The following is a 25957-nucleotide window of genomic DNA, read 5'->3' as shown; positions in this document are numbered from 1 at the left end:
GGGGTTCACGCTGTATGCCGCTGTCCGCGCCGCCAGGCCGGCCCGGCAATCCTAGACGGGTCCGGAACTATTGGCGGCGCTCCGCGGAGCCACCGTGACGGCGGCGACACGTTCCAGCCTGGGGTGCAAGTGGTCGCCACCGTCCACGACGCCGGTCTGCCACCAGAGTTTCAGCCCCTCCGGCGTGGCCTCCAGGCAGGCGAGGTTGTTGTCGAACCATGGGCCCTTGATCCCGGACCAGCGAAACGGCGGGTCCGGCACCTTGGCCGAGCGCGCCACCAGGACGCCTACCGGCGTGGCCAGCGCGTAGGACATGACGGCCGCGAAGGACCTCATCAGCCGGGGCAGCGGGTTGCGGATAGGGGATGAGACGGCCTGCACGATCCGGCTGCCCGAGGCGCGTTCCACCTCGGACGCGTAGGAGTAGTGGACGTCTCCGGAGAGGAAGGTAATGGTGTCCGGCGCCGTGCCGCGTTTGCCGTCGGCGACATCGGTCACGATGGCTGCCATGTCCCGGAAGCTGTTCTGGAAGGCGCCCCAGTGTTCAAGGTCCAGCGCCTGGCGTAGGCTCTCGCCGGCCCGGGCGGCAAGCTTCCCCCACGCACCTTGGGACACGGCCTCATTCCAGGACTCGACGTAGTGCAGGCCCATCGGCAGCAGGAAGGGCAGCGATGTCGCCACGAGCAGGTGGCGGAATCCGCCACGCATCCGGTCGTCTAGCCAGGCCATTGCCGTTCTGTCCACCAGGGCGCGGGCGTCCGGCGCCAGGTGCCGGGCGGCGCGGGAGTCCACCACGATCAGCCGCGTGTCACCGAAATCCCGGCAGTAGCTCCACCGGTAGGAATCCGGGTCCCGATCAGCCCGGTCCGCGAAGCTGTCCAGTTCCGAGCTCACGTCGATTTCGTCCTCGCCCGTGTGCCGGACGATCTGCTGCCAGACAGCGTCCCCGGCCCGTTCCTGCGGTGACAGGTTGCCCAGATGCTGGTAGACCCAGTACGCGGCCAGCCCCGCGACAATCCGCCCGTGCCACCAGGAGGTGGCTTCCATTTTCTTCTTCCAGCTCAGCGAGGTGTTCCAGTCGTCGCGGATGTCGTGGTCATCGAAGATCATGGCGCTGGGCAGGGTGGACAACAGCCACCGGTTCGCGGGGTCCGACCAGGCCAGAAAGTACAGGTGGGCGTATTCCTCGTAGTCCTTGAGCTCCTCGCCCGGGGGTGCCTTGATGTCGCGTCGGCCGCGGATGAACTCCTGCATCTGCTCACTGGTCACGTCGGCATAGACCTGGTCCCCGATGAAGGCCACCAGATCCGGCCACGGCAGCTCACCGCCGGTGGTCATCCTCAGCGCGAAGGCGCGCAGCGAATCGACGCCGTGGGTCCGGTTGCCGGACTCGTCATGCGGCACACTGGTCCGGCAGGAGCCATAGGCCATCCGCAGCGGCTTGCCAGGCTTCAGCGTCGCTATCACCGACGGCGGGAACCCGGACGCGGGATCGGGCCAGACCTGCGTTCCGTTGACGTCCAGGGCGTAGGACGTGACCGTTCCGGGCTCGAGTCCGTCCACCTCCACCAGGGCGTAGTGGTGGCCGTGCACTGCGAACGTCTTGGCTTCCCACCCCCTGCCGCCCGCGCGGACCGAGATGCGGGCAGCAGTTCGGGTCTCCACCCAGACACTCGCCGAGGTCTCATCCACGTACCGCATCATGGGACCGAGCACCAAGGGAAAGGTCGTCATGACTTAGTTGTACCGGCTCGGCCCGGGTGCGGCCATGGCCTTGCGGAAACACCGAACACTGCGTCTTCAACGCGGCGGGTTAGTCAACTGGTGTGTACCGGCCTGCCGTGCCGGTCCGGTCGGAGTCCAGGGCCTCCTTGACCGCGGCGGCCACCCGGGCCGCGCCTGAGCTTCCCATAACGATTGTGTAGTGGTTGACCTCGGGTATCACTTCGGCCCGCAGTGACCGGTGGCTGCCGGCCCAGGCGTCAACGGATTCGTGGGTGTAGAGGCCGGGGGATTCGTTGAGGAGCCCGCGAGGCGCCCACAGCAGGACGGCGGGGTGGTTCAGGTCCTGAAGGGCATGCCGGACTGAGTCGCCGGCCAGGAGATCTCTCGAGTCCTCGGTCATTGCCTCGATGGTGGTCGAGGGACGAAGGTTCGGAGCCTCGCCGAGCAAGTCGTACCGCGCGTAAGCTTCGACGGCATCGTTCCAGTCGTCGGCAAAGGCTGGGTGACGGCGCCAGAATTCCAAGTATGTTTCGTGGTCCGGGAAGCTCATCGACAGACGGGCCGCCGCGGGCCCGAGAATCGCATCAATGGCCTGGTCCACGCTGACTCCGGGCGGCAGCGGAAGCGGAAGGCCGCCGTCCACCAGCAGCAGCGAGCTCACCCGTTGCGGATAGGCGTGGGCAAAGACTTGCGCGGCGAAGGCGCCCATGGAGTGCCCGAGGACCACAATGGGGCCGGCGGAGACGGCATCCAGGAGAGCCGCCAGATCCTGGGCGTGGGCGGCCATGCCGAAGGGTCCGGGCAGCGCGTTGCTGCGCCCTCGGCCCCGCAGGTCCGGCGCGATGATGCGGACGCCGGGGAGGGCATCCGCCAGGACCGTCCACTGCATGTGCGAGGACGTCACTCCGTGCACGGCGAGGATGGTCGGCGACGCAGGATTCTCTTCTCCCCAGACGGCGGCATGGAGAAGGCCGCCGCGCACGGGAACGTCGATGGTGTTGTAGTCCTTGCGGCTGGTCTCAGTCATGAGTCGGGTCCTTATCTGAGGAGCGGAATGTCGGTGGAGCCGGCGGATATCCTGGGCTTGGCCGCCGCCGACGGGGTAGGGCCGTTAGGATCCGACGGATTCGGCAGCCAGGTTGCGCTTGAGGATTTTTCCGCTGGGCCCGAGGGGGAGCTCCTCGAGCAGCCTGACGACGCGAGGATATTTATACGCGGCGAGTTGGGCGCTGGCGAATTCCATCAGGTCTGCCTCGGTGGCCGTGGCTCCGGCGTCGAGCACGATCGCGGCGGCAATTTCCTGGCCGTGGACGTCGTGCGGAATTCCGTAGACGGCGGCACTGACGACTTCCGGGTGGGTGAGGAGGATTTCCTCCACCTCGCGGGGGTACACGTTGTAGCCGTTGCGGATGATCATGTCCTTCTTGCGGTCAACGATTCTCAGGTAGCCGTCGTCGTCCTTCGTCCCAAGGTCCCCGGTGCGGAACCAGCCGTCGACAATTGCCTCGGCGGTGGCCTCCGGCCGGTTGAGGTAGCCCTTCATCAGGAGGTGTCCGCGGATGACGAGCTCGCCAAGTTCGCCGCAGGGCAGCAGCTCGATGCTTTCGACCGTTTCGGCGCGGGCAATTTCGATGTCGACGCCCCAAATCGGGACGCCGATGGTGCCGGGCCGGGGTGCTGTGCCGACGTGGTTGAATGCGGCAACGGGGGACGTCTCGGTCAGTCCGTAACCTTCGTGGATCTCCACGCCGAAGACGTCGCGGAACTTGTCCATGACGGCCAGCGGGAGGGATGCACCGCCGGAGATGCCGTAGCGCAGGGCGGCCGGGCGGGCGCCGACCGTCTTGGCCGCTTCAAGGAGCGCCACATACATGGTCGGCACACCGACGAAAATGTTCACCTTGTGCCGTGCCATCAGGTTCAGGGCGCCATCGCCGCTGAAGCGGGGCATCATGACCACGGTGGCGCCCGCGCGCAGTCCCGTGTTGAGAACGACGGTCTGGCCGAACGTGTGGAACAGCGGCAATCCGCCGAAGAGGACGTCGCCGGGCTTGAAGTCCATGACGCTTGTCAGCAGGACGCTGGTCTGTTCCACCAGGGCGGAATGCGTGCCAAGGGCGCCCTTCGGCTTGCCCGTGGTGCCGGAGGTGTAGAGGATCGTGGCGGTGTCGGAGGGCCGGCACGGGACGTAGCTGTCGATTGGCCGGGACCCGGCGGCCTCGTCTTCGAGCCGCGGCAGCCCGTCGTCGTCCGCCGCCATCACTGTCAGGAGATCGGTTCCGGCGGTGGCGGCGCCCGCAGCGCCTTCCTTCAGCAGGGATGCGGCGCAGACCAACATCATGGCGCCGCTGTCCTGGAGCACGTATTCGATTTCGCGTGCCTTGAGCAGGGCGTGCACCGGAACGACGACGGCGCCCAGGGCCAGGATGGCGTAATACACCCGGGCGAAGTCCGGGACGTTGGGGATCAGGACGGCGACGGCATCTCCGGGGCCGATGCCCCGCGCGCGCAGCGCCCCGGCGTAGGCGCGGGTCTCACGCCAGAGGCTGGCGTAGCTGGTTTCGTCCTCGCCGACGATCAGGGCGATGCTGTCCGGCGTCCTGCGTGCGGATTCGGCCAGGATGGCTGCGACGGAGATGGTTCCAAAGCCGTCGTCGTGGTTGGTGGTTTTCATGGCCTTCTTCTTCGTTGGGATGGTCATGCCTTGAGGATCAGGGCGTCGCCCTGGCCGCCGCCGCCGCAGAGAGCTACGACGCCGATGCCTCCGCCGCGGCGCTTCAGGGCCAGCGCCTGGTGCAGGACCAGGCGCGCGCCCGAAGCCCCCACCGGGTGCCCGAGAGCAATGGCGCCTCCCTCGGCGTTGACGGCGTCCGGCTCGATGCCGAGGTCCTTGGCGGATTGGATGAGCACGGACGCGAAGGCCTCGTTGATCTCGACCAGATCAAGGTCCTGGGCCGTCCGGCCCTCGCTCTTGAGGGCGCGTTCTATTGCGCGGGCGGGCTGGGAGTGCAGGGATCCGTCCGGTCCCGCCGTCTGGCCGTGGGCACCGATTTCGGCGATCCACTCGAGCCCTGCGGCTTCGGCTGCCGCCTTGCTTGCGATCACCAGGGCCGCGGCGCCGTCGGAGAGCGGGGACGAGGATCCTGCGGTGATGGTTGCCGTTGCGTCTTTCGAAAAGGCGGGACGGAGCTGCGCCAGGGATTCGGCGGTGGTCTCGGGGCGGATGCCTTCGTCGTGCCGGAGCGTCAGCGCTGGCCCTTTTCGCTGGGGGACGTCGATCGGGGCGATCTCGTCGGCGTACAGGCCGGCGGCGCGCGCCGCTTCGGCCCGCTGGTGGGACCGGGCCGCGACAGCGTCCTGCTCGGCGCGGGTGATGCCGCGCTCGGCGTTTCCTGCGTCGGTGGCCTCGCCCATCAGCAAGCCGCTCACCGGATCCTGGAGCCCGTCGCGGTTCAGCGAGTCGAGCATCGGAGCGTCCCCGATGACGACGCCGGCCCGGAGCCCGGGCACCAGGTGGGGTGCGTTTGTCATGGATTCCTGACCGGCCGCAATGATGAAGTCTGCTTCACCCGCGCGGATCATTCGGGCCGCGTCGATCACGGCTGTCAGTCCGGAGAGGCACAGCTTGTTCACCGTCACCGTGGGCACATCCCAGCCGATCCCGGCGGCCAGGCTGGCCTGGCGTGCGGGGCCTTGGCCTGCTCCGGCCTGGATCACCTGGCCGACGATGACGGCTTCGATCTGGTCGGGGGTGACGCCGGTGCGGTCGAGCGCGGCGCGGATGGCGTGGGCGCCCAGCTCGCTTGAGGAGAAAGCCGTGAGGCCGCCGCGGAAGCGGCCGAAGGGGGTCCGGGCGCCGCCGAGGATGACAGGGATGTGGGGGTTCTGGTTCAAGAAAAGTCCTTTCGGGGTGACAGGCATAGTGTGGGCCAAGGCAGGCGGCTCAAGGCCGGTGGTCAGGCGAAGGCGGAGATGCCGGTGATCCCGCGCGCGATGATGAGGGCCTGCATCGTTTCGGTGCCTTCGTAGGTGTGGATGGCCTCGATGTCGGCGAGGTGCCGGGCGACGCGGTTTGCCAGCAGGATGCCGTTGCCGCCGAGGAGATCCCGGGCATTGGAGGCTATGGAACGGGCCGTGCGCGTGCACGTGTATTTGGCGAGTGATGCCTGTTCGGGCGTGAGTGCCCCTTCTTCGTCGAGGCGGCTCATCTGAACCACCATCAGCTGCATCGTGGCCAGTTCGCTGAGCATTCGGGCCAGCCGTTCCTGCACGATCTGGGAGGCTGCCAGTGGCCGGCCGAACTGCTGACGCTGCTTGGCGTATTGGACCGCGGTTTCGTAGCACGCGGTGGCATGCCCGACGGCGGACCACGCGACGCCCAGCCGCGTGGCCAGCAATACCCGTGCCGTGTCTTTGAAGGACCGTGCCCCCGGCAGCACGTTCCCGTGCGGGACGAAGACGTTTTCCAGCCGGATGTGGGCCTGCCAGATGGCCCGCAAAGCGAGCTTGCCTTCGATTGTTGTGGCGGTGTACCCGGGGGAGTCCTGCGGGACCAGATAGCCGTGAACCTGGCCGTCTTCGCCCCTGGCCCAAACGACGCTCACTCCGCCGACGGAGCCATTGCCGATCCATTTCTTCTCTCCGTTGAGAAGGAAACCGCCTGCCGTCCTGGTGGCCGTGGATTCCAGGGCCACCGCGTCCGAGCCGTGGGTGGGTTCCGTCAGCGCGAACGCGGCGAATTCCTTGCCGTCCGCGATCCCCGGAAGCCACCGCTTCTTCTGCTCGGCCGACCCGCACTCCGCGATGGACCGCAAGGCAAGACCGCCCTGCACCGCGATCATGGTTGCCACGGAGCCGTCGCCGCGGCTGATTTCCATGGTCACCAGCCCGGCCGCCGTCCTGCTCATCGGCGCAAAACCGTCCACCTGAACGCCGTCGCGCAGCAGGTCCAGTTCGCCGAGGCGGCTGACCAGGTGCATCGGGTATTCAGCACGCTCCCAGTAGCCGTCAATAGCCGGAAGGACCTCGTTCTGGACGAAGTGGCGGGCGCGTTCCCAGTAGCTGCGATCGGCGCCGCTGATATCGGCGAATACGGTCGCAGGGTCGGTGCCCAATGCCTCGGTCAGGACATAGTCCGGTTCTATGGTGCCGACGGGAAATTGGCCCGCCGGCTCTGCGGCGGTGAACCCGGTAGCGGGTGACGTCGTCGTCATCTGTTCGTCCTCTGTCTCGCGTCGGGGCCTGGGCGCCCACGTGCCGTGGCTCACACCACGTCGACTAAGGATGCATTGAAACGCAGTTCCACGTCAAGAAACTCAGTGTCAGCCGATGCGTGTCAACGTCAGAACGGGACGTCGCGGCAGGGCGGCGGGAGAGTGCTCAGGACCGTGCGTCAGGACAAGGCGTCAGGACAGGGCATCGCGGACCGCCTGCACGATCGCGTCCTTGTCCGCGCCCGCCGTCAGAACGGTGACTACAACGGCGGGGGACGCCTGGGACGCCGGAACCGGCGCCGGCGGGCTGTACAACGCCGGCCGGAAGATCTCGGAGAGAGCCCGGAGTTCGTTTGCAAGCGCAGTTGATCTCTCCCGGTCTGCCGCCGCAGTTTCCGCGGCAGCAGTTGTCGTGCGGAGCCATCGCCGGAGGAAGGCGTTGTGCACGGCGACCGCGGCTGCCGCGAAGGCAACAGCCTTGTATTCACGGTGCTCGCCGTCGGGGATCCTATCCAGCAGGTGCAGCAGGAACGCCCTCTCGTACCGGTGGGAAGTGACCAGCTCCCGGTCCCGGAGGGCCGGCACGGACTGCATCAGCTCATACCGGGCGCGCGACGTTTCCGGGTTCCGTACGTGGTGGTTGAAGACCAGCAGCGCCGCGTCCTCGATCGCCGCGAGCGGTTCCTGCATCGATTCCGCCAGTCGATCGGTCACCTGCCCCAGGATCCGCTCGTGGTCCGCGAAAACAACGTCCTCCTTTGATCCGAACTTTCGGAAGAAGGTGCTGCGGCTCATGCCCGCGGCGTCCGCAAGTTCGTCAACGGACGTTGCGTCATAGCCTTTCGACGCCAACAGCCCGATGGCGGCGGCTGTAGGTCCGTCGGTATCGTGGCTTGGCGGGTGCGAGATCATGGGCCGAAATTTAGCACAACTACGGGGTCCCTTCGGACGGACGACGTCAGCGCGGCCACCCGACCGGTCGGCTGGAGGGGGTCGCCCCGCGCCGCTGGGCCGCCTGCCATCGAGGGCTTCGATGGCAGGCGGGCCCGGGGACTGTAAGAGCTCAAACCGTTCAGGACTGGGCGGATTCCACCAGCGGGTCCACGAAGGCCTCGGAGGCGGGGTGGGTGTCGCGGACGCCGTGCAGGCCGATGAGGGTGAGCAGGGCCGCGGCGGCCGCCGCGATGGCGCAGACGATGAAGGCATCGGAGAATCCGTTGCCCAGGGACTGCAGGGCGAGCTCGTGGGCTGCGGAGCCGGGGGCTCCCGGCGGCAGGCTGTTGAGCGCGATCGGGCCGCCGGCCTGGAAGATCGCGGTGGCCGGACCGGCCTGGTCGACGGGGAGCGTGGCGGTCTGCAGCGAGGCGCCCAGGGTGGCGCCCGCGGTACTCAGGGCCACGGCGCCTGCCAGCACCGGGCCGAGAGCGAAGCCCAGGTCGCGGAGCAGGTTGGTGGTGGCGCTGGCCATGCCGGCCAGGTGCAGGGGGACGGTGTTCAGGGCGATCGCGGTCATCGGGCTCAGGGTCAGGGCGAAGCCGACGCCGAGCAGCAGGGCCGGGGTGATGAACGGGGTCATGGACATGTTCGTTACGTCCAGGCCGGATGCCATCAGCGCGCCAGCGGCCATCAGGAGGAAGCCCGCGGTGAGCATCCAGCGGCCCGCGACGCGGGTGAGCAGGCGGGAGATCAGCGGAACCAGCACGAACGTCGGGCCCTGCAGCAGGATGAACAGCAGGCCGATGTTCATGGGGTTCTGGTGCTGGACCGGGCCGAGCCACATGCTCAGTGAGAAGAGGCTGCCGAGGAACGCGAACATCCCGACGACGGCGACGATCGAGGAAATGGTGAAGCCGCGGTTGCGGAACAGCCGCAGATCCAGCAGCGGCGATTCGACGCGCGTCTCAATGAGGACGAACGCGAGCATCAGAGCGATGCCGGCGACGAACGGGAAGATGACGTGAGAGCCGCCCCAGCCGTCTTCGGGGCCCTTGACGAGGCCGAAGAGGACGAGGATCAGGCCGAGGGCAAAGGTGATCTGGCCCCACCAGTCCGGCTTGCGGCCCTGGGCCGCCTTGTGTTCTGCCGCGACCAGCAGCGCCAAAATCACGGTCAGCACGCTAAGGACGGCAACCGTGCCGTAGGCGCCCCGCCAGGAGCCGAGGCTGGCCAAGGTGCCGCCGAGCAGCGGTGACAGCGCCGCGCCGACGGACAGGAATCCCGCCCACATGGCAATTCCCCTGGCTCGCGCCCGCGCATCGTGAGTGACGGCGGCAACGAGGGCGAGGGAGGCGGGGAAGATGGCTCCCGCGCCGAGGCCGTTCAGGGCCGAACCGATCCACATCGCCTCAACGGTCGGAGCCAGGGTGCAGACCAGTGAGCCGATCGCCATGAGCAGGGAGCCGCCCATGACAAGCTTCTTGTGGCCGAGCTTGTCGCCCAGCAGGCCAAAGGTCAGCTCGAACACGACGACGGGGATCATGAACGCTGCCGCGATCAGGGTCAACTGGGACCCTACGGCGTTGAAGGTCGTCTGGAACTCGCCATTGAGCGAGCCGGGAAGCGCGTTGGCGATTTGCGCGACCATCACGGCGACGGCGGCCGTTGCCAGCGTGCCTTTCACACGCAGCCGCGGAAGCGCCAACTGGGCGGCGTCGGTTGCAGCTTCGGCAGGGGACTGCGCCGCAGGCGGTGCCTGCTGCGGCGGGTAGGTCTGGGGTGGAACGGTTCTGGGATCAGTGCTCATGGAAAACTCCCTTGTTTGATACGGGCAATCGGGTGGAACAGGGTGAAAAGCGAGGCGTCCGACGGCGGTTAGTGGTCGGGGAGGCGGCGCCGGGTCGTGATGGCGGCGGCGGTGCCGCCGGAATCAAGGCCCCCGCAGCGAGGCACGTTGTCCTCTTTTCGCGTCGTCGCGATGGCACCCGGATGTGATGTCGGTAACAACATAGGCATTGACTATACAAAGTGTCAAGTAAAATTACATGGTGAATCTTGCATTACTCTGGGGGAGTGGCAAGCATTCGAGAAGCTCAGAAGCAGATGACCCGCCGGCTCTTGCTCGAGAAGGGGCTGGAGCTTTTTGAGGAGAAGGGGTATGCCGCCACCACGGTGGATGACATCGCCGCTTCCGTAGGCACCACCAGGGCCACCTTTTACTCGCACTTTCCGTCCAAGGGCCAGCTCATGCGGTCGCTTGTCGAGCGCTCCAATCAGATGCTGACTGAGGCGGATGTCCCGCCGCTGCTTTCAGTGGTGGAATCCGGGGACCGTGAGCTGATCCGGACCTGGCTTGCGCGGAAATTCGACCAGTGGGCCGAGATCCGCCCTTACGTCGTGGCGGCGCATCAGGCGGCGGCCAGTGAACCGGATATCCAGACGGCCCTTGATCAGTGGTTCGACTCGGCGATCGATGACATGCAGGCGGGCCTTGACCGGGCCGGGCGGTTTGACCCGATCAGCCGCCGAGTGCGGTGCGCGCTGGCCTTCGGGGAACTGGAGTTCTTTTCCCGGCGCTGGATGCGGCTCGGCTGGACGGTGGACCGCGATACTTCGCTGGATCTGATGGTCGAGAACTGGTGCTTCCTGCTGGCTGAGTGAGCAGGAAGCACCAGATGACCGGTAGGGTCAGTTCGCCCGGCCCTCCGCCGCCTTGCCCGTGGTGAACGGCAGCACCAGCCTGGACTGATGGGCGGCGTCGCGGTAGATCTTATGGGTCACGGGCCGGCCCACCGGCAGGTGGAAGGCATCCGGCGGCAGCAGCGAATTGTGCTCGTCGGCCAGGGGCTCGCCGTTCGAGAGTTCCAGCGTCAGCTTGTGGCCGGGTTTGAACGTATTCGCGAACGGGTAGAGGCGCAGCACATACTCCTCGACCGTTCCAGGTTCCACGGGAACGGAGCGGGTGTGCGGGTGGTACGGGTTGCCCTCGGTGGTCCGCCCGTCGAGCTCGCGGTGCGAGGCCTTGAGGTAGCCGCTGGTGGTCAGCTGGCGTTTGCCGTTGGGGGCGTAGTCCCACAGGCGCAGGATGAAGTTGGTGTCCGGCTGGTCGATCTCCGCGAAGATGTGCGCGGCACCGGCGCCGATCAGCTCCGTGTCCGCCTCGAACGGCTCCGTGCTCCAGCTCAGGATCTCCACCCTGTCCGTCACCGTCAGCGGCGCCTGGTAGAAACCGTCCGGGGCCGCGTACTCCGTACCCATCAGCTCCGGCTCCCTGGACAGCTTGTGGCGCGGGCGCAAATACAGGGACGTGTATTCGATGTCCTTCGGCGGCCACTGGTCCGCGGTCACCACCTCGCGGGAGCCCTCCACGAAGACACTCACGGCCGGCTCGTCCATGACGCCGTTGTCGATGCCCTTGATCCAGTAGTCGTACCACCGGAACATCTTGTCGTGTTCCTCGATGAACGGGCGCGACTGCATCGGCGGGTAGGGGCCGATGTCGAGCTTCTTCGGGCCCTTCAGCTCGTTGAAAAGCTCGATGGTGCCGTCGAGGGTCCAGCCGCGGCCCTGGTCCAGCTGCAGCCACACCGGGATGTCGATGTTCGGGGCCAGCGTGATCGGGTTGCGCTCCTCATACCAGTCCCCGTCCAGCTCGTTCATGACGATGTCGAACCAGGCTTCGTGGTTCTTCGGGTAGTTCAGGACGTGGACCAGGTTCGGCCAGGCGGCGACGTCCGGGTCCTGCAGGCGCTTCTGGACGAGCTTCTTCAGCTCCTCGGGGGAGTACTTCTCGATCATGCGGGACTTGACGTTGTCGGTGAACGCCCAGCCGGAATCGCCGCCGCGGCCCTCGCGGGCAGCACGGGGCATGAACCACATGATGCCACCGTGATAGGTGGTCTCGTAGAAGTCGTAGTGGCCGCCGGAGACGAAGATCGCCTTGAGGTGCGGCGGGCGCTCGGCGGCGGCGAGCACCTGCATCGAGCCGAAGTAGGAGATGCCCACCGTGCCGACGTTGCCGTCGCACCACGGCTGCTCCGCGACCCACTCGATGAAGTCGTACGCGTCCTGGCCGAGCGAGACGCCGCCTGCGTTGTAGTTGCCGATGTGCTCACCGCCGGAGTGGCCGGAGCCGCGCAGGTCACCGATGACGTGGACGTAGTCCTCCTTGACGATGCGGGCAATGTCACCGGCCTCGATGCAGCCGTCCCACATCGGGCTGGGGCGCCGCTGTGGTGGCGTGGTGAGAGCCAGCGCCTGCAGTTCCTTGCCGTACGGGCTCAGTGCCACCAGCGCCGGACGAGGCTTGTCGTCGGTGCCCTGGTAGGCGTCCGCGGCGAGCTCTACGCCGTCGCGCATGGGGACCCGGAGGTCTTTGCGAACGGCAATCTTCCCCCCGCCGGCATTCAGTACCTGGAAGTCATCCATGAGTGCTTGTCTCCTCATCTTCGGTCAAATGGTCAGACGTCGTGCGGTAGCCGTGGAGCGTCGTGAAGAACGGCGACGGCTCCAAGGTGGGGTCCCCGGTGTAACTGAGGTCCTCGGCTACGCGGGCGAACGGTGAGTAGGGCGAGTCCGTATCCTGCAGTCCGGCAGCCAGGCAGCCGCAGGCCGCATTATTGACGCGGGCCTCGATCTCCAGGCTCCCTTGAAGCGCCTCCCGGGCGTGCCCGGCGTCGAGCTCCACGCCGTAGGGTGTGCCGTCCGGGCGGCGATACGGGTGCCCCAGGTAGAGGTGGCGCGGACGGATCTCGTCGCTGAGGTACTGCAGGCTTGAGCGGTAGCCGGCCGGGTCCACGAATCCGGGGAATCCGTTGGCCGCGCCGTGGATCTGTACGGCGTCGCCGACGAACACGTCGTTTTGTCCGTCAATGACATAGGCGACCGACCCAGGAGTGTGGCCCGGAATCGAGTGGACCGAGACGGTGACGTCACCGCCAAGGGAGATGGTCTCACCGCCGTGCACCACCATCGTCGGCTCCATCTCGCCGGAGATGACCGCGTTCGTGGCCTCGGTCAGTTTCGCCTCGCCGTCGGGGTCGTTCAGATACTGCGCCCGTCCGGAAAGGTATTCGTCCACGTGGGCCCGGCGCGAGCGCAACAACGGTGCATCGGCGTCGTGGATCACCACCTGCGCGCGCCGGCCGGTGAGTTCCCAGAGGGCGTACGCGCCGCCAATGTGGTCGATGTGTCCGTGGGTCAGGAGAATCCAGCGGACGTCCTCGATCCGGCGGCCGATCGCCTCCAAGGCGGGCACCATGCCCTCGGCCGGCGAGGACGCGATCCCCGTGTCGATGATGGCGGGCTCCGGGGCGTCGATGTAGAAGCTGTAGAGACCGAACCGGCCCCATGGGGAGACCATGGGATGGACAGCGACTGACTTCGTCATCGCCCGGCCCTCGCGTTCAGGAATTCACCTGTCTCCTCGAATGCCCGGTAGTACTCCGGGATCCAGGAGAAGTTCTGGACGAAACCGTGGTTGGCCCCCGCGTAGCGGCTGACTGTTGCGTCGACGCCGGCCTCCAACAGGTGCCGGCCGTAGAGTTCGCCCTCGTCCCGCAGGGGATCGTGCTCGGCCGTGATGACGAGGGCTGCCGGCAGGCCGGAGAGATCCTCGCGTTTGATGGGGGAGACGAGGGGATCCGCCGGATCCGCCCCGTTCTCGAGGTAGAACGAGTTGAACGGCAGCAGGCCCGCCGTCTCCAGTCCGTACCCCTCCGCGTTCTCCCGCAGCGACGCGTAGCGGTCGACGTCGAAGTCCAGGTCCAGGGAGGGGTAGAACAGGACCTGGTGCGTGATCGCCGGGAACCCGTCGTCGTGGGCGCGCGCGGCGACGGCGGCCACGAAGTTGCCGCCCGAGCTGTCGCCCGCGATGGCAAGGTTCTTGCCGTCCCAGCCCAGGCTGTGTCCCCGCGCGGCGGCCCAGCGGACCACGCCGTAGCAGTCGTCGAGGCCGGCCGGGAAGGATGCTTCGGGGGCCAGCCGGTAGCCGACCGAGATGACCTTGTAGCCGGTTTCCTTGGCCAGTGCCCGCGCCACGTGGTCGTGGGTGTCCAGGCTTCCCAGGAAGAACGCGCCGCCGTGGAAGTACACCAGCAGTCCGTAGGCGTCAGCCTCCACCGGTGTGTAGATCCGCACCGGCACGTCGCCCGAGGGCGCGACTGCCGTGGCGTCCTCGACGGAGTACAGCGGAAGGCGGTCTTCGAGTGCGGGAACCTGTGCGGCCTCGCCGGCCCGCATGGCCTCCGGATTCAGCGGCGAACCGTCGGGCGCCGGCAAGGTGCTGAGGATCTTGGCGATTTCGGGATGAATCGTCATGGCGTCAGACCTGTGCCTGAGCCGCGGGCTTCTGGGACGCGGGCTTCTGCCCAGGGAAGACGTCGTTGACCTCTTCCTCGGACCACCCCTGACGCGAGATGCGCTGCAGCTCGTCCGTCACCGGCTTGCGGGTCGCCTGGAACAGCGCCAGCGCCTCCTTGACGGAGTCGGCCTGCGCGAGGGCGTCGGCCAGTGCTCCGGCGTCCTCAATCGCCGAGTTCGCACCCTGGCCCTGGTGGTGCAGCATGGAGTGCGCCGCATCGCCCATGAGGACGACGGAGTCGGTGTGCCAGGAGTTGACGGGGTCGATGTCGTAAACGGCGCGGATGTTGACGGTGTCCATGTCGAGGTCGCGGGCAATGCTCACGATCCGCTCGTCGAAACCCTCCACGGTTTTCAGGAGTTCTTCCTTCGTGGTCGTGGGTGCCCAGGTGCCGTCCGGATTCAGGGCGGTGATGTCGAAGGACATCTGGTTGCGGTGGCGCAGCGGCAGGAGGTACACCTTCGTGCCCCTGCCCATGTACATCCGCAGGTTGTCGTCGACGACCATCCCGTGGGCGTGGTCGGCGGAGATGACCACGCGGTAGGCGTGTTCGCCGGAGAACACCGGGCCCTTGTCGCTGAAGAGCTGCTCGCGCACCGCGGACTTGATGCCGTCGGCACCGACCACCAGGTCGGCCTCGACGGTCTCCCCGTCGGCAAAGGTCAGGACAGAGCGGTCGCCCTTGTCCTCGATAGTCTCCAGCCGGTGGCCGAGCTGCACCATGCCCTCGGGAAGCACGCCGAGAAGGGCTTCGATGAAGTCGCGGCGGTGGATGAGGTACGTCTGCTTCTCTTCGCCGAACTCGGGCCAGGTGTCCTTCATGATCGGCTCACCGGTGGCCGTGAGGATCTCGAAGTAGTCGCTCGCCGAGCTCACCTTGGCGATCGCGTCAAAGATGCCCCACTGGCGGAACCGGGCCATGGTGGCCGGACGCAGGCCAATGCCGGCGCCGACCTCTCCCATCTGGGGAGCCTGCTCGTAGACCTTGACGTCTGCACCGAGCAGGCTCAGGGCCTTGGCCGCCGCAGCGCCGCCGTAGCCCGCGCCGACGATGGCGATCTTGAGGTTCTTGATGTCTTCAGCCTTCATGGTTTCATCTCTTTCTTGGCTCTTTCTTGGCCCGGGCCATCTCTGGTGGAACGGGTAAGTTGTGGTGCTCTGTCCGGGGTCAGGCGTGCAGCGATAGGAAGTCGGCCGGGTTTTCCTCGAGCAGGAGTTTGAGGGTGGCGTCGTCGATGCCGGCCGCCCGCATGTCGGGGATCATGTCCTCGAAGATGTAGTTGATGGTGTGGCCTTTCACGCCCGGCCAGCCCAGGGGGCTGCAGTTCGCGTCTGCCGAGACGAGGAGCTTGTCCGCATAGCCCTTGTTGACGAGCTTGACGAAGTGCTCCATGCGTTCGTCGCGCTTGCGGCCCCAAAACGGCGGATCCGGCAGCTCGAGGTCGTACCCGAAGGTATCGAAGCCGATCCGGCCGCCCTGCTCGTAGATCCAGTCGTGCGGGGTGATCGGAGCGTTCAGACCGTCGTCGGCGTGGCCGAAGAGCACGCGGTCCAGCGGGAGACCCTCTTCGGTGAAGATGGTCACGGCCGGCTCGGGGTCGATGGCCAGATGGGTCAGGATCGGCGCGCCGGTGACGACGGCGGCGCGGGCGGCGGCCCGGTAGATGCGCTTGTCCAGGTCCGTCATTCGTCCGCCGCGGCTCACGCCGACCTTGATGACGCCGGCCTTGGCACCCGTGTTGCCGATGCCGACGGTGATCTCGTGGATGAACACCTTCGCCAGGTAGTCCACGGTGGCGCGGGAGAAGTGCGGCAGGGCGGTGTCGCCGCCGACGAAGCCGGTGCAGGCCACGATATGCACGCCCGTCTTCCGCGACAGGGACTTGTAGTAGTCGACGTCGCGCCCGTTGCAGATGCCGGTGGCGTCGACGAAGGTACCGCCGCCGTATTCGCGGAATTTCCGCAGTTTCGGCACGGTTTCCTCGTAGGCCTGCTCGGGCGACTTCCACCACGTGGTGTCCAGCTCGGACCCGGGCATGCCGTAGCCGATGTGTTCGTGGACCGCCACGATTTCCAGTTCTTCGGCCGGGATGGTTCCCAGCACGGTGTTGACCTTGGTCATTCGTTCACCTCAGGGGTCGAAAGCTTGTTGTGGGTGGGCCGATGCGTGCTTAGCGCACGGTCAGAAGGTTGCGCGGGTTGTCCACGAGGATGCGCTGGGCGTCTTCGTCGCTCAGGCCGTGGGCCTTGAGGAAGGGTACGAACGTGGTCAGGACGTGGCTGTAAGGAAGGTTGTACTCCGGCAGCCCCTTGGCCACACCAATCGAGTTGCCCGAAAGGATGATCTTGTCGGCGTGGCCGGCCTTGACGAGCTCTAACACCAGTTCGGCGCGATCGTGGTCGGTGAGGTAGTCCGCGTGGTCGTTCAGGCCCACGTGGTCGATGCCGACAAAGGCTCCGCGGCCGGCCACTTTGATGGCGGAGCCGGGGGCGTCCTTGCGGTCGAGGTCGCCGACGAGCACCCGGTCGGCCCCGATCTGCTCGTCCAGCACGACGTCCAGATCGTGCAGGGCATCGGCGCCGAACCGAATCGAGACCGGGATGCCCGTGTTCCTGGCGGCGCGCGCGGAGCCGCGGAACAGGCTCTCCTCGGTCGGGGTCATGCCGGCACGGTCGGCGATGGTGGCCACGATGCCGGCGGCGGCGCGGCGCTCCACCCGGGGAACCACCATCCCCTCAGTGACCTCCTTGGCGAAGAGATCGCCGAACTTTGCGGCCGGCCAGGGGGTGGGCGGGTTGGTCTGCGGGGTCAGGAAGTATCCGCCGAGTTCTTCCTCCGGGCCCAGTCCCGTGGAGGCGACGATGTGGACGCCGGTGGAGCGGGACAGCGCCTCGTAAAGCTTCAGGTCGCGGCCGTGGAACATGCCGGTGCTGTCGACGATCGTCTGCCCGCCGTGCTCGCGGAAGTCCTTGAGCTTCGCGGCCAGTGCCTCGAAGATCTCCGCCCGGTCCATAGTGATGTCCGGGGCGTACTGCGCACCCGGGAGCACCGACAGCAGGGCCTCGTGGACCGCGACCACACCCAATTCATGAGCGGGGATGGGGCCAAGGACCGTATGGACGGTGGCTCGATCGACAGTGCCGGCGAATGCGTCGCCGGGGGTGGGGTGAATCACTTGCTTCTCCCTTGAAGTTCGGGTGCTGAATGCAGGGGTGCCGCCGGGCCTGGCCGGACCATCGCTCCGATGCGGTGTATTCAGCGTCACATCTTTCTTTACAGAATGTCAAGTAAATTGTCGTGACGTATACCCAGGAATTTCGATGCGTTTATGAAATAGACGGCGCGTAAACTGTATTGACATCACGTAAACCTTGGCGTCAAGATGTGTGGAGCGCCACATCCGCCTCCGGCCTTCGCAGGAGCCCGGTAGAGCACCGGGGAATGCGCCGCAGCGATCGTCCAGGCTGACGGGCCTCACACCCTCGGCCCACCCCCCATCCGCAAGGAGAATACTGTGACTGCACCCACCGAATCCGGCATCGATATCTGGGACGACGACGTCCTGGTCGACCCCTACCCCACGTACGCCGCGCTGCGCGAGCAGGCCGGCGTCGTCCACCTGCCCAAGAACGACCTCTACGTTCTGACGCGCTACGACATCATCCGCGACGTACTCGGCGATCCGGCGACGTTCTCGTCCACCACCCTTGGCTTCAACCCGATGGTCAACGAGGCGCTGCAAGGCACCTCGCTTGCCTCAGACCCGCCGCTGCACACCCAGCTGCGCGCGACGCTCTCCGAGAACCTCACGCCCCGCGCACTGCGGGGCCTGAAGGTCATCATCGACGAGAAGGCGGACAAGCTCGTCGCCGACCTCGTCGCCGGCGGAAGCTTTGAAGCCATCGACTCCCTGGCGCGAGCGTTCCCGCTCGAGATCGTCGCCGACCTCATCGGGTTCAGCGGACACGTCAAAGACAACATGATGCGCTGGGGGCAGGCCGCGATGCAGGTCATCGGGCCGATGAACCAGCGCACCCAGGAGAGCTTGCCGATCGCCGGCGAGCTGTACGGCTGGTGCTCGTCAGTTACCGCCGGCGACCTCGCCCCCGGCTCGATCGGCCGCGGGATCTTCGACGCCGAGACGCGTGGCGACATCCCCGAAGGCTCCGCCGGGCACATCATCCACCAGTACCTCGGAGCAGGCGTCGATACAACGATCGCCTCGATCGGGAACATCATCGCCCTGTTTGGCCGCCACCCGGAACAGCTTGAGCTTGTCCGCGAGAACCTCGAGCTGGTACCTGCAGCCTTCGCGGAAGTGCTGCGCTATTGGGCCCCCGTGCACATCTGGGGCCGTACGGCCACCCGCGAGGTGGAGATAGATGGAGTCACTGTTCCCGCGGGCGCTCAACTGGCCATCCTCTTCGGCGCCGGCAACCGGGACCCTCGGCACTACGAGAACCCCGACACCTTCGACATCCGGCGCAACCCGGTGGACCATCTCTCCTTCGGCTACGGACCGCATGGCTGCGCCGGCCAAGGCCTGGCCAAGCTCGAGGCCCACGCGATCATTGACGCGCTTGCCCGCCAGGTGAAGTCACTGTCCATCGAGGACGGGGTCCGGGTGCCGAGCAACATCACGCGGAGTTTCGAGAAGCTTCAGGTCGTCAAGGTGGTGGCATCGTGAGGATTGAACTCGACCGGCCGCGCTGCGAGGGGCACGGCCTCTGCGAGGAAGCTGCGCCCCGGCTGATGCACCTCGACGATGAGGGCCAGCTGGTCATCGATGCCCCGGAGGTGGACGGGGCCGACCTCGACGCCGCGAAGGCGGCCGTGAGGGTCTGCCCGGTCGCCGCGCTCCGGCTGGCGGCGGCCTAACGGGGCGCGGGCCCGGCGTCGTCGGCAACGTCATCGCCCGCCCGGGCCTGAGGCCGCGCAACAAAGTTAGGATTGATCCATGTCGACGTTGCGAGAAGCCCAGAAAAAGCTCACCCGCGACGTCATCGTGGAGCGGGCTCTCGAGCTTTTCACCGGCAAGGGGTATGCCGCGACCACCATCGACGAGATCGCCGCGGCGGCCGGCACTACCCGGGTGACTTTCTACGCGCACTACCCTTCGCGCAGCGATCTGATGAGGGACTTCATGGTGCGCGTCAACGCGGTGCTGGACCGTGCGGACGGCCCGGGGAGCGGCTCTACCGCGGCCGACCTCGTCGACGTGGTGCGGGCAGGCGAGCTGCCGGGCATCCTGGCGTGGCTGGAGTCGCGGGCGGCGCTCTGGCCGGTCTTCCGCCCATACCTCGACGTGCTCGAGGAGGCCGCCGCCGTCGATCGTGACGTGCGCACCCTGGTCGAAGGATGGCATGAGGAGGTCATCTCCGACCTCGTCCGCGGAATGAAGCTCGCAGGGCGCTTCTCGGAGGAGACGCACCACATTCGCGGCACTCTAGCCTTCACCTCACTCGATTACGTCGCCACGCTCTGGACCCGACGCAAGTTTGAACCAAACCGCGAACACGCGCTCGAGGTGCTTGCCGATAACTGGTACCACCTGCTCTGCGACGAAGGCTGATCCGGCGGCCGCTCAACGCGGAAGCCTATGCTTATGCAATGGAAAGTGTTGGCATAGATCAAAACCCGGCGAAGGGGCTGGACCAGAGGTCCCTGGCCGTCTCGATAATCGACATTTCCTCCGATATCCGGCGGAAATCGCACAATGAGACCGGTGTCCGGCCGCTATCGAACGGTGTGCTGGAAATCCTTCGGGTCATCGAAAGCCACCCCGGCATTACCGTCGCCGAAGTCGCTTCCCGTCTGGGCCGGCAGTTCAGCAACGTCAGCGTCCAGCTGCGTGAGCTGGTGGCCGCCGGCCTGGTCACCCGGGTCCGCGACGCCGCCGACAAGCGCTACGTCGCCCTCCACCCCACGGCGGAATCCCAGCGAATCAAGGCACTCCTTGAGGGCGCCTGGGCCGAAGCGCTGGCCGTGGCCAGTTCCCGGCTCTCGCCGGAGGAGCGCGAACAGATTGCCGCCAGCCTGCCGGCCCTGCAGCGTCTCGCCGCGGTCCTGGCCGAACCCGAGTAACCGGCAACACCCCAGCTTGGCACCCTGAGCACGTCCGCCATGTAGTTATACTTTTGTAAGTATTACTACTTGGAAGGGTGGGTATGAGCGTGGCAACACAGTTGGCAGATGCAGGCATACAACAAGGGAGCAGGGCTACCGGCCGCTGTTGGGCGCTGGTGTTCCTGGCTCTCGCGCAGTTCATGGTGGTTCTGGATGGCACGATCGTGAACCTGGCATTGCCGCGGCTCCAGATCGAGATGGGCATCAGTGACTCGACGCGTTCCTGGGTGGTCACGGCTTACGCCCTGCCCTTTGGCGCGTTCCTGCTGCTTGGCGGGCGGATCGCGGACTTCTCGGGCCGCAAGCGGGCGTTCGTCGCGGCGGCCGTCGGCTTTGCCGTGGCGTCCCTGATCGGCGGCATCGCGCAGCAGGCGTGGGAACTCATCGGCGCCCGAGCCCTGCAGGGGGTATTCGCTGCACTGCTGGCCCCGGCAGCCCTCGCCCTCCTGACCGTCGCCTTTCCGGGCGGAAAGGACCGCGGCACGGCGTTCGCGATCTTCGGCTCCATCACCGGGGTCGGTGCCGCCGTCGGCGTCCTGCTGGGCGGGTTCCTGACCGAACACGTCACCTGGCGATGGTGCTTTTTCGTCAACGTCCCGATCGCCGTCATCGCCGTCGCCGGCGTGTGGGCGCTCGTCAGTGAAAGCAGGGCACAGGGGTCCACCAAGTACGACTGGCCCGGAGTTGTCCTGGCCGCTCTGGGGCTGGGGTCCCTCGTGTACGGCTTCACCAACGCCGAGCACGGCTGGGACGCCCCGGAAGCCTGGGGTTTCATTGCCGCCGGCGTCCTGCTTCTGGTGCTGTTCGTTGCCGTCGAACGTAAAGTCCGGCACCCGCTGCTGCCGCTGCGGGTCGCGACCGAGCGGAACCGCGGCGCGGCCTACCTGGCGGCCTGCCTGTCCGGCGCGGTCCTGATCGGCGGCATCCTGTTCATCAACTTCTACATCCAGATCGTGCTTGGCTTCGCTCCGTTCCTCGCGGGGCTTGCGTCGCTCCCCATGACGGTGGTCCTGATCATCACGGCAGGGGTCGTCGCGAAGAATCTGCCGAAACTTGGTGCAAAGATTCCGACGGCGGTGGGTTCGGTCCTGATGGCGTCCGCCATGGTGTGGCTCACGCAGGTCAGCGCCGAGGGCAACTACCTCGCCACCATGCTGCCCGCACTGCTTCTCATGGGGGCAGGGCTGGGCATGGTCTTCGTCCCCATGCAGAACCTCGCCCTGTTCGGCGTGCACAAGGATGATTCCGGGGTCGCCAGCGCGTTGGTGAACGCCTCGCAGCAGATCGGCGGCTCCCTCGGCATCGCGCTCTTCAGCACCATCGCCGCCGCGGCCACGGCCGGCGGCACCTCGCTGGCAGCACTCTCCGCCGGCTACTCCATGGTGTTCCTCTGGGCCGCCGGTATTGCGATCCTGATCGCCCCGATTGCCCTGCTGCTCATCGACATCGACCGCAAAAAATTCACCGGCTCCGACGGCGACGCCCCGATCGTCCACCTCGGCTAACCCCACGCACGAAAGCGGGAGGCCCCTCGCCGGGGGGCCTCCCGCTTTAGGATTGTTTAGCCGGCGCTCAGATCCACTTCGGGGCGGGGGGAACCGTCCCGGTGGTGGCTGCGGGCCTGGCGGCGGTGACGCCGCTGTTGCCGCGGCCGGCGGCCCATCCGACGACGGCGGGCAGGGGTCCGGAGACCACGGTGGGGGACGCGGATGCGGTGTCCCCGAGGGTGAGGTCGCGGTCCGTGACCTTGACGAGGAGGTCCTTGTCGGTGCCGCGGGTGTGCCAGGCGCCGGTGATGTCTTTGAGGAGCCGTTCAAGGACGGGTTCCGGGATGTCGTGGAAGGTGGCGCCGTTGGCCAGGTCCACGGCGTGGATCCAGACTTCGCGGCTGCGCATCCAGACTGTTTCCGTGGCGGGCACTTCGCGGCCCTGGATGGTCCGGACTGTGTGGTGCCAGGCGTCCTCGGGCAGGTCCCGCCATTCGACGTTCAGGTGCACGGCGGAGTGGTCGAAGAGGTGCCGCAGCGCGATCGGGCTCAGCGTGGCGCCGAAGTTGATCTCGTGGTCCCGGACCTCGGTGGAGGGGTACATCGGGGTCTCGACGCCGGTGGCCGCCCACTCAACCAGCCGGGCGATGGCCCGGGCGTTGTAGCCGATGTGCGCGGTGATGTGGCGGCGGGTCCAGCCCGGCAGCAGCGACTCGCCGTCGAGCTCCGTATCGGAGAGCTCGTTGAGCTTGCGGGCGAAGAACGCCGTCCCGCGGCGTGCCTGGAGCAGGGCCGCCAGCAGCTCCGGGTCGGTGGTCTGGTCGTGGCGGGCGACCATCAGGCTTCCTTGATGACGCGGTTCTTCAGCTGTCCCAGTCCCTCGATGGTGGTGACCAGTGTCTGGCCTTCCTGCAGGTAGCGCTTGGGGTCCTGGGCGTGGCCGACCCCGCCGGGGGTGCCGGTGGCGATCACGTCGCCGGGGTTCAGCGTGATGATGGTGGAGATGTAGGAGACCAGGAATTCCGGCGTGAACACGAGGTCGCCCGTCGGGGTCTGCTGCTGGATGTCGCCGTCGACCGCGGAGGTCATGAGCGGGCCGGCGGTGAATTCGTCCTGGGTGACCAGGGCGGGGCCGAACGGGGTGGACTTTTCCCAGGTCTTGCCCTGCAGCCACTGGATGGTGCGGAACTGGTAGTCGCGCATGGACACGTCGTTCAGGACGGCGTAGCCGGCGATGTGGTCCGGGGCGTCGGCTTCGCTGATCCGGCGGCCCTTTTTGCCGATCACGACGGCGAGTTCGGCTTCCCAGTCCACGGCGTCGGATTCCTGCGGCAGGGCCAGGTCATCGTTGGGGCCGATCAGGGATTCGGCGTACTTGGCGAACAGGGTCGGGAACTCGGGGACTTCCCGGCCCATTTCCTTGATGTGGTTGCGGTAGTTGTGGCCCACGCAGATGATCTTGCCGGGGGAGGGGACCACTGCGTCCAGGTCCGCGCCCTCGGGCGGGTGGGTGGCGCCGGCCGCGGCCTTCGCGGTGGCTTCCCAGTCCGGGGTGCGGAGGAGTTCTCCGACGTCGGCGAAGCCGTCGATCTCGGTCAGGGTGTCGCCGTCCTGGCGGACAGCCCTATTGCCGGCGGGGGTGCGGAGGGTGAGGAGTCTCATTACTTGGTGCGTCCTTCGATGTAGGTGCGGTTGAAGTTCAGCCGTTCGAATTGGTGGCCGGATCCTGGGCACCCTGGCCCGCACCCTGCAGGCCACCGGGGAACGCTGGGGCGTCGCCGCGATCTGCATCGGCGTCGGCCAGGGCCTGGCCGTCGTCCTCGAAAACGTCACCACCGCCGCATCGGCATAACCCGCCGGCATAAGGAGAACGCAGCCATGCTGAATTTCATTGACACGGTCGGCGAGGCCGTCGCCGGCATCAAGGACGGCTCCACCGTCATGATCGGCGGCTTCGGCAACGCCGGCCAGCCGTTCGAACTCATCGATGCGCTGCTGGAGTGCGGCGCCACCGACCTCACCGTGGTGAACAACAACGCCGGCCAGGGCGACCAGGGCCTGGCCCTGCTGATCAAGGAAGGCCGGGTGAAGAAGATGATCTGCTCCTTCCCCCGCCAGTCCGACTCCTGGCACTTCGACGCCAAATTCAAGGCCGGGCAGATCGAGCTCGAACTCGTCCCGCAGGGGAACCTCGCCGAGCGGATCCGCGCCGCCGGCGCCGGGATCGGCGGCTTCTTCACCCCCACCGGCTTCGGAACCATGCTCGCAGAGGGCAAGGAGACCCGCTTCCTGGACGGCAAATGGCAGGTGTTCGAGACCCCGATCCACGCCGACGTCGCGCTCATCAAGGCGCTCACGGCCGACGGCAAGGGCAACCTCGTCTACCGCAAGACGGCCCGGAACTTCGGCCCCATTATGGCCGCCGCGGCCAAACACAGCATTGTCCAGGTCTCCGAGATCGTGCCCACGGGCGGCCTGGACCCGGAGGTCATCGTGACCCCCGGAATCTACGTCAACAGCATTGTGAAGGTGGCCTGAGATGAGCATCCCGACAAATGACCAGGCAGGTGTCCGGACCATCCAGACGTCCGACAAGCCTCTGGGCCGTGACGACCTCGCCCGCCTCGTGGCAAAGGACATCACGCCCGGATCCTTCGTGAACCTCGGCATTGGCCAGCCCACCCTGGTCTCCAATTATCTGGAGCCGGAGCAGAACGTCACGCTCCACACCGAGAACGGCATGCTCGGCATGGGCCCGGAAGCCACCGGGGACCAGATCGACGGCGACCTCATCAACGCCGGCAAGATCCCCGTGACAGAACTGCCCGGGGCATCCTACTTCCACCACGCGGACTCCTTCGCGATCATGCGTGGCGGGCACCTGGATATCTGCGTGCTCGGCGCCTTCCAGGTCTCCGCCACGGGCGACCTCGCCAACTGGCACACCGGCGCCCCGGACGCGATCCCCGCCGTCGGCGGTGCCATGGATCTCGCCACCGGTGCCAAGGACGTCTTCGTCATGATGACGCTCCTGACCCGGGACGGCGCGTCCAAGCTGGTGGAGACGTGCACCTACCCGCTCACCGGGATCGGTTGCGTGACCCGCGTCTACACCGACAAAGCCGTCTTCCTGACCGGACCCGATGGCGTCCAGGTCCGGGAGACCTTCGGTTGCACCCTCGAAGAACTCCAGGACATGGTTCCTGTCCCGCTGCGGGCCGCGTCCGCGGACGGAAGCTGACAGCCCTGCACGGGGATACCCTGCGCCCGGATAAAGTGATGCGGGACCGGGAGGCGAGAAATGATTGAGGCAGCCAAGAGCGGCGGCGCGCCCGCGGCCAGCGACCAGTATGTGCAGTCGCTGGCGCGCGGGCTCGCCGTGATCCGCGCCTTCGATACCGAACACCCCAAGATGACGCTGACCGAGGTCGCGGCCCGGACCGAACTGACCCGGGCGACGGCCCGGCGGTTCCTGCACACCCTCGTGGAACTCGGCTACGTCCGCACCGACGGCAAGATCTTCGCCCTGACCGCCAAGGTGCTGCAACTCGGCTACGCCTACTTGTCCGGCTTGTCCCTTCCCCAACTCGCCCAACCGCACCTGGAGGAACTCTCGCTCGAACTGGGGGAGTCGACGTCGGCCGCGGTGCTCGAAGGCACCGACATCGCCTACATCGCCCGGGTATCCACCCGGCGAATCATGACCGTCGGGATCACGGTGGGCACCCGCTTCCCCGCCTACGCGACCTCGATGGGCCGGGTGCTGCTCGCGGCCCTCCCGCCGGCCAAGCTGGACGAGTACCTCGCGGCCGCCGAGATCCGGCCCCTCACACCCGGGGCCATCGGGACCCGGGCCGACCTCCTGGCGGAACTGGACACGGTCCGCGCCCAGGGCTGGTGCCTGCTGAACCAGGAACTGGAGCTGGGACTGATGTCCATCGCGGCGCCCGTCCACGACGGACCCAAGGTGGTGGCGGCCGTCAACGTCTCGCTACAGGCCCAGACGGTGTCCGCTCAGCCCGACCCCGAGGCCTACCTGGCTGCGGTACGTGAAGCAACCCTGGCCACGGCAGAACTCATCTCAGAGGACCTGACCTCGGGCCGGTGA

The 25957-nt window shown here is 66.9% G+C and carries 24 protein-coding genes and 1 pseudogene; 10 read left to right on the top strand and 15 right to left on the bottom strand.

Annotation, left to right across the window (positions count from 1 at the left end):
* Nucleotides 1-51 precede the first annotated feature (51 nt).
* The 7 genes from BLR03_RS01150 to BLR03_RS01120 all read right to left on the bottom strand — a co-directional run bounded on the left by BLR03_RS01150 (nt 52) and on the right by BLR03_RS01120 (nt 9681).
* Nucleotides 52-1734 (bottom strand): alkaline phosphatase D family protein, encoded by a 1683-nt coding sequence (locus BLR03_RS01150; RefSeq protein ID WP_091248358.1) that lies wholly within the window; start codon nt 1732-1734, stop codon nt 52-54.
* A 79-nt stretch (nt 1735-1813) separates the two neighbouring features.
* A complete protein-coding gene (locus tag BLR03_RS01145) occupies nt 1814-2752 on the bottom strand; it encodes an alpha/beta fold hydrolase (RefSeq protein WP_091248355.1) in 939 nt (312 codons plus the stop codon).
* Between the two features lie 84 nt (nt 2753-2836).
* A complete protein-coding gene (locus BLR03_RS01140; RefSeq protein ID WP_254788094.1) occupies nt 2837-4426 on the bottom strand; it encodes a long-chain-fatty-acid--CoA ligase in 1590 nt (529 codons plus the stop codon).
* On the bottom strand, nt 4423-5619 hold the full coding sequence (locus tag BLR03_RS01135; RefSeq protein ID WP_091248353.1) for an acetyl-CoA C-acetyltransferase: 1197 nt from the start codon (nt 5617-5619) through the stop codon (nt 4423-4425). The genes BLR03_RS01140 and BLR03_RS01135 overlap by 4 nt, the downstream gene beginning before the upstream one ends.
* Nucleotides 5620-5681: 62 nt before the next feature.
* A complete protein-coding gene (locus BLR03_RS01130; RefSeq protein WP_091248351.1) occupies nt 5682-6938 on the bottom strand; it encodes an acyl-CoA dehydrogenase family protein in 1257 nt (418 codons plus the stop codon).
* A gap of 192 nt (nt 6939-7130) precedes the next feature.
* Nucleotides 7131-7850 (bottom strand): TetR/AcrR family transcriptional regulator, encoded by a 720-nt coding sequence (locus BLR03_RS01125; RefSeq protein WP_091248349.1) that lies wholly within the window; start codon nt 7848-7850, stop codon nt 7131-7133.
* Nucleotides 7851-8010: 160 nt separating this feature from the next.
* Nucleotides 8011-9681: an MFS transporter gene (locus BLR03_RS01120; protein WP_091248347.1), complete on the bottom strand. Its 1671-nt coding sequence runs from the start codon at nt 9679-9681 to the stop codon at nt 8011-8013.
* 266 nt (nt 9682-9947) lie between these two features.
* On the opposite strand from BLR03_RS01120, the gene BLR03_RS01115 reads away from it, so the two are divergent.
* The gene (locus tag BLR03_RS01115) at nt 9948-10535 is read left to right on the top strand and encodes a TetR/AcrR family transcriptional regulator (RefSeq protein ID WP_091248345.1); all 588 of its coding nucleotides are present in this window, start codon (nt 9948-9950) and stop codon (nt 10533-10535) included.
* Between the two features lie 27 nt (nt 10536-10562).
* Here the strand turns inward: BLR03_RS01115 and BLR03_RS01110 are convergent, their stop codons facing one another.
* The 6 genes from BLR03_RS01110 to BLR03_RS01085 form a co-directional block, all read right to left on the bottom strand.
* The gene (locus BLR03_RS01110) at nt 10563-12302 is read right to left on the bottom strand and encodes a CocE/NonD family hydrolase (protein ID WP_091248343.1); all 1740 of its coding nucleotides are present in this window, start codon (nt 12300-12302) and stop codon (nt 10563-10565) included.
* Nucleotides 12295-13263 (bottom strand): MBL fold metallo-hydrolase, encoded by a 969-nt coding sequence (locus tag BLR03_RS01105; RefSeq protein ID WP_091248341.1) that lies wholly within the window; start codon nt 13261-13263, stop codon nt 12295-12297. The genes BLR03_RS01110 and BLR03_RS01105 overlap by 8 nt, the downstream gene beginning before the upstream one ends.
* Entirely contained in the window at nt 13260-14192 is a 933-nt protein-coding gene (locus BLR03_RS01100; RefSeq protein WP_091248338.1) for an alpha/beta hydrolase, read from the bottom strand. Before BLR03_RS01100 ends, BLR03_RS01105 begins: the two co-directional genes overlap by 4 nt.
* Nucleotides 14193-14196: 4 nt before the next feature.
* A complete protein-coding gene (locus BLR03_RS01095; RefSeq protein WP_091248336.1) occupies nt 14197-15324 on the bottom strand; it encodes an FAD-dependent oxidoreductase in 1128 nt (375 codons plus the stop codon).
* A 79-nt stretch (nt 15325-15403) separates the two neighbouring features.
* Nucleotides 15404-16357 (bottom strand): phosphotriesterase family protein, encoded by a 954-nt coding sequence (locus BLR03_RS01090; protein ID WP_091248333.1) that lies wholly within the window; start codon nt 16355-16357, stop codon nt 15404-15406.
* A gap of 49 nt (nt 16358-16406) precedes the next feature.
* On the bottom strand, nt 16407-17411 hold the full coding sequence (locus tag BLR03_RS01085; RefSeq protein ID WP_091248330.1) for a phosphotriesterase family protein: 1005 nt from the start codon (nt 17409-17411) through the stop codon (nt 16407-16409).
* A 339-nt stretch (nt 17412-17750) separates the two neighbouring features.
* On the opposite strand from BLR03_RS01085, the gene BLR03_RS01080 reads away from it, so the two are divergent.
* From BLR03_RS01080 to BLR03_RS01060, 5 genes are all read left to right on the top strand, one after another.
* Nucleotides 17751-18923 (top strand): cytochrome P450, encoded by a 1173-nt coding sequence (locus BLR03_RS01080; protein ID WP_091248329.1) that lies wholly within the window; start codon nt 17751-17753, stop codon nt 18921-18923.
* Nucleotides 18920-19114, top strand: a complete 195-nt coding sequence (locus tag BLR03_RS01075) for a ferredoxin (RefSeq protein WP_091248326.1) — start codon at nt 18920-18922, stop codon at nt 19112-19114. The genes BLR03_RS01080 and BLR03_RS01075 overlap by 4 nt, the downstream gene beginning before the upstream one ends.
* A gap of 79 nt (nt 19115-19193) precedes the next feature.
* Nucleotides 19194-19808 carry a TetR/AcrR family transcriptional regulator gene (locus BLR03_RS01070; RefSeq protein WP_091248323.1) on the top strand — a complete coding sequence of 205 codons (615 nt, stop codon included), beginning with the start codon at nt 19194-19196 and terminating at the stop codon, nt 19806-19808.
* A 38-nt stretch (nt 19809-19846) separates the two neighbouring features.
* Nucleotides 19847-20320, top strand: coding sequence for a MarR family winged helix-turn-helix transcriptional regulator (locus BLR03_RS01065; RefSeq protein ID WP_091248322.1), 474 nt, complete (start codon nt 19847-19849; stop codon nt 20318-20320).
* An 83-nt stretch (nt 20321-20403) separates the two neighbouring features.
* Nucleotides 20404-21867 carry an MFS transporter gene (locus BLR03_RS01060; protein WP_091248319.1) on the top strand — a complete coding sequence of 488 codons (1464 nt, stop codon included), beginning with the start codon at nt 20404-20406 and terminating at the stop codon, nt 21865-21867.
* Nucleotides 21868-21934: 67 nt separating this feature from the next.
* On the opposite strand, the gene BLR03_RS01055 is transcribed toward BLR03_RS01060, so the two are convergent.
* Nucleotides 21935-22687 (bottom strand): maleylpyruvate isomerase family mycothiol-dependent enzyme, encoded by a 753-nt coding sequence (locus BLR03_RS01055; RefSeq protein WP_091248316.1) that lies wholly within the window; start codon nt 22685-22687, stop codon nt 21935-21937.
* Nucleotides 22687-23511 carry a fumarylacetoacetate hydrolase family protein gene (locus BLR03_RS01050; protein ID WP_091248314.1) on the bottom strand — a complete coding sequence of 275 codons (825 nt, stop codon included), beginning with the start codon at nt 23509-23511 and terminating at the stop codon, nt 22687-22689. The genes BLR03_RS01055 and BLR03_RS01050 overlap by 1 nt, the downstream gene beginning before the upstream one ends.
* 52 nt (nt 23512-23563) lie before the next feature.
* On the opposite strand from BLR03_RS01050, the pseudogene BLR03_RS01045 reads away from it, so the two are divergent.
* The 4 genes and pseudogenes from BLR03_RS01045 to BLR03_RS01030 form a co-directional block, all read left to right on the top strand.
* Nucleotides 23564-23701: pseudogene (locus BLR03_RS01045) on the top strand (3-oxoadipyl-CoA thiolase); the annotation flags it as partial.
* 26 nt (nt 23702-23727) lie between these two features.
* Nucleotides 23728-24387 carry a 3-oxoacid CoA-transferase subunit A gene (locus BLR03_RS01040; RefSeq protein WP_091248311.1) on the top strand — a complete coding sequence of 220 codons (660 nt, stop codon included), beginning with the start codon at nt 23728-23730 and terminating at the stop codon, nt 24385-24387.
* Between the two features lies 1 nt (nt 24388).
* Nucleotides 24389-25090, top strand: coding sequence for a 3-oxoacid CoA-transferase subunit B (locus tag BLR03_RS01035; RefSeq protein WP_091248308.1), 702 nt, complete (start codon nt 24389-24391; stop codon nt 25088-25090).
* Between the two features lie 60 nt (nt 25091-25150).
* Entirely contained in the window at nt 25151-25957 is an 807-nt protein-coding gene (locus BLR03_RS01030) for an IclR family transcriptional regulator domain-containing protein (RefSeq protein ID WP_091248306.1), read from the top strand.

The organism is Arthrobacter sp. ok909 (assembly GCF_900104405.1).
GTDB classification, from domain to species: Bacteria; Actinomycetota; Actinomycetes; order Actinomycetales; family Micrococcaceae; genus Arthrobacter; species Arthrobacter humicola.
This window is presented reverse-complemented; position numbering and strand designations above follow the sequence as displayed.